Genomic DNA, 3054 nt, shown 5'->3' on the forward strand with positions numbered 1-3054 from the left:
GGCAGACCGTGGGCGTGCTGCTGCGCGAGCTGCTGGAGCTGGAGGCGCAGGACGCCGAGCGCTTCTTCGGCGAGCCGGAGCTGGACCTGGACGATTTGATGCGCACGGCGCCGGACGGCCGCGGCGTCGTGAGCGTGCTGGAGCTGCAGGACGTGCAGGACAAGCCGGCCCTGTTCAGCACCTTCATGCTGTGGATGCTGGCCACCCTGTACCACTCGCTCCCCGAGGTGGGGGACGTCGACAAGCCCAGGCTCGTCTTTTTCCTGGACGAGGCGCACCTGCTGTTCGACGAGGCGTCCAAGGCGCTCAAGGACCAGGTGGAGCAGGTGGTCCGCCTCATCCGCTCCAAGGGCGTGGGCGTCTTTCTCGTCACGCAGAACCCCCGCGACGTCCCCGCCGAGATCCTGGGGCAGCTGGGCCACCGCGTGCAGCACGCCCTGCGCGCGTTTACCCCCGACGACGAAAAGGCCCTGCGCTCCGCCGCGCGGACGTTTCCCAGGACGAGCTTCTACGACGTGGAGGAGACGCTGACGACGCTGGGCACCGGCGAGGCGCTGGTGACCACGCTGTCGGCGGCGGGCGTGCCCACGCAGCCGTTCGCCACGCGCATGGTGCCGCCGGCGTCGCGCATGGGCCCGCTCACGCCGGAGGAGCTGGGGCAGCGCCTGGCCGCGTCGGAGCAGGTGCGCAAGTACGCCGCGGAGATCGACCGCGAGAGCGCCCGGGAGATGCTGGAGGCGCGCGCCGCCCGGGCCCAAGAGGCGGAAGCGGAGGAGGCAAAGGACGACTTTCCGGACGTTCCCCGCGGCGGCCGCACGCCCCGCCGTCCCTCCGCGGACGACGCCCCGCGCAGCCGCTCCAGCAGCGGCGGCGGCCGGGGCCGGCAGCAGAAGAGCACGCTGGAGAAGGTGCTGGGCGCCCCCGCCACGAAGTCGTTCGCCCGCACCCTGGCCCGCGGCCTGATCGGCGCCCTCCTCGGCGGCAAGAAGCGATAGCGGCCAGCGCTCGATAGTCCCAGCCGCGTATCGGGCCATCCGATGCGCGGCTATTCTCTATTCTGACAACAACCTGTCATCCTGAGGGAGGCGCCGCCGGATCCGTCCTGTGCGCCTGACCCTGGCGCCGACCGAAGGATCTTCTCTCCCGTCCACGGAGTCAGTCTTCACGCTCGGGCTCTGCGCGCGGTACATTGATCAAGTCGATCGACCGTTCCTCTTCGAGCGAGCCTCAGCCATGTCGCATTTGACCATCCGGTACGATGAGCCGAGCGACACGCTCCATGTAGCGTTCGCTCCGGGCCGCGGCGCGACGGGGCTCGAGCTGAACGAGAACATCCTGCTGCGCGTTGACCCGGCGGAGCGCACGGCCGTGGGGCTGACCGTGTTCAACTACTCGCTCCTGGCGCAGCGGACGCCGATGGGACCGCGGAGCTTCGCGTTGACCGGGATGGCCGATTTGTCGGACGAGATGCGCGACCTGGCCCTCTCGCTGCTCCTCCGCGAGCCGGTCTCGGCGTTCCTGACGATCTCCGCGTACTCTCCCGATGCGAACCTGGCGGATGCCGTTCCCATCACCTCCGTGCAGGCGGAACGGATCACAGCCGGCGCCGCGTGACGGCGGATTCGCGGGCGAAGGGCCGGTCGACTGGACCGGCCCTTCGTGCGTATGGGGTTGAGCTTCGGGCGGCGGGGCGCCATCCTTCCCGGCTCCGGCCGGGGCGGCCGGACTGAACCCAGGGACGGATTCGTGATGAACGCGACGGAGATCGACGGCGTGCTGCGGTTCCTGCGCGCGGCGGAGCAGCTCAAGAACACCCACCGCAGCGCGTGGACGTCGGGCGGGCAGCCGGAGAGCGTGGCCGAGCACACCTGGCGCCTGTGCCTGATGGCCCTCGTCCTGCGGGACGCCTTTCCGGACGTGGACTTTGCCCGGCTGGTGCAGATCTGCATCATCCACGACCTGGGCGAGGCCATCGGCGGCGACATCCCCGCCATCCACCAGGTGCCGGGCGAAAGCAAGGCCGCGCAGGAGCGGGCGGACCTGCTGCAGCTGCTGGAGCCCTTGCCCGCGCCCATCCGCGACCGCATCACGGCCCTGTGGGACGAGTACGAGGCCGCCGAGACGCCCGAAGCCAGGCTGGCCAAGGCGCTGGACAAGCTGGAAACCATCATGCAGCACAATCAGGGGCGCAACCCGCCGGACTTTGACTACACGTTCAACCTGGACTACGGCAAACGCTACACGCGCGGCGAGCCCCTGATCGAGACCCTGCGCGCCCTGCTGGACGAGGAAACCGCTGCCCGCGCCGCGAATCCGCCGTCCTCCTGATCCCCGGGGACCGTCCTCCAAACGGTGGCCAGCGCGGCGCGGGAGCCGTAAACATCGGTTTCGACAATTTCTGCACGCCGAGGTGGAACTCCTCACAAAGATTGAACATAGGTGGATGTGGCCCCGGGGCCCGTGACGGGCTGTTCGGGGGGTGTTCGGTGGCATGCCGCTTGCCCCTGTACGGAGACGGACCAGGCAGGGAATCGCGTCTCGCGAGGGGGACGCCACCGGGGAGGTTGCACAGGATGGCGGCACAACGCATACTCGTCATCGAGGACGAGACCAGTGCGCGCGAGGCGCTCAAGAGCCTCCTGGACGAGGAGGGCTACACCGTCTGCACGGCCGAGACGGGCACCCGCGGGCTGGAGCGGCTCGGCGAGTTCAAGCCGGACACGGTGGTCTGCGACTTCTACCTCCCCGACATCGACGGGCTGCAGGTGGTGCGGGCCGTGCGGGCGCTCAGCGAGGACGGCATCACGGTCATCGTGATCACGGCCGGCTGCGGGGGCGAGGACGCGGAGAACACGCTGCGCCGCGAGGCGGACTTCTTCTTCAAGAAGCCGCTGGACCTGCAGGGCTTTCGCGACGTGCTGCAGGCCGAGCGCGACGGCGGCCGCGAGCGCGCGGCCCTGGTGAGCTAGCCGCCCTCTCCGCCGTGCATGCGAGCCCCCGGCCCGCCGGGGGTTCGCCGTTTGGGGCTCCATCGTCTCGTCCTCCGCCCGTTCC

At 70.0% G+C, this 3054-nt stretch carries 4 protein-coding genes; all 4 read left to right on the forward strand.

Going from position 1 to position 3054, the window contains the following annotated elements; genetic code table 11:
• Nucleotides 1–995 (forward strand): helicase HerA-like domain-containing protein (locus VFZ20_RS11660; protein WP_329684053.1); only part of this gene is annotated, 995 nt, incomplete at its 5' end.
• A gap of 109 nt (nucleotides 996–1104) precedes the next feature.
• Nucleotides 1105–1614 (forward strand): DUF2283 domain-containing protein, encoded by a 510-nt coding sequence (locus VFZ20_RS11665; RefSeq protein WP_329684054.1) that lies wholly within the window; start codon nucleotides 1105–1107, stop codon nucleotides 1612–1614.
• Nucleotides 1615–1749: 135 nt separating this feature from the next.
• Complete coding sequence (locus tag VFZ20_RS11670) at nucleotides 1750–2328, forward strand: HD domain-containing protein (RefSeq protein WP_329684056.1); 579 nt, start codon at nucleotides 1750–1752, stop codon at nucleotides 2326–2328.
• A 245-nt stretch (nucleotides 2329–2573) separates the two neighbouring features.
• A complete protein-coding gene (locus VFZ20_RS11675) occupies nucleotides 2574–2969 on the forward strand; it encodes a response regulator (RefSeq protein WP_329684055.1) in 396 nt (131 codons plus the stop codon).
• Nucleotides 2970–3054: the final 85 nt, after the last annotated feature.

It is taken from the genome of Longimicrobium sp., from assembly GCF_036280135.1.
In the GTDB taxonomy this organism is placed as follows: Bacteria; Gemmatimonadota; Gemmatimonadetes; order Longimicrobiales; family Longimicrobiaceae; genus Longimicrobium.